We start from the raw sequence: 352 nt of genomic DNA on the forward strand, positions 1-352 counted from the left end.
ACGCCGGCGGCGAAATTAAACTCGATAGCCAAGGCAACGCCACCATCATCGCTACCAATATACTCACCCTCGACAGCAACATTGTCACCTTTGATGGACCAGTTGATTACGATATAGAAAGCCCGAAAACAGCCAGTAGCCCAAGTGCCTCAAGTCCTGCGAGTATTAGCCGTATTAATGATGTAACCATAAATGATGCAGGCGTTGCTGCAACTACCGCCAGTGTGGTCGATTTAGAATACGTTTACCAAGACGGCAGCCCGGTTAAAAATGCGCCCTACACCATTACCTTTGATGATGGAACGCAAGCGACCGGGCAACTAGATGACAGTGGACAAGCACAACTCAGCAA

General features: G+C 48.9%; 1 protein-coding gene. It reads left to right on the forward strand.

Translation table 11 applies throughout. The annotated features are described in order from the left end of the window. The coding region (locus tag H5154_RS23280) for a hypothetical protein (protein ID WP_220493451.1) at positions 1-352 on the forward strand (352 nt) is incomplete at both ends.

This window comes from Pseudoalteromonas sp. SR44-5 (assembly GCF_014163675.1).
Classification (GTDB): domain Bacteria; phylum Pseudomonadota; class Gammaproteobacteria; order Enterobacterales; family Alteromonadaceae; genus Pseudoalteromonas; species Pseudoalteromonas rhizosphaerae.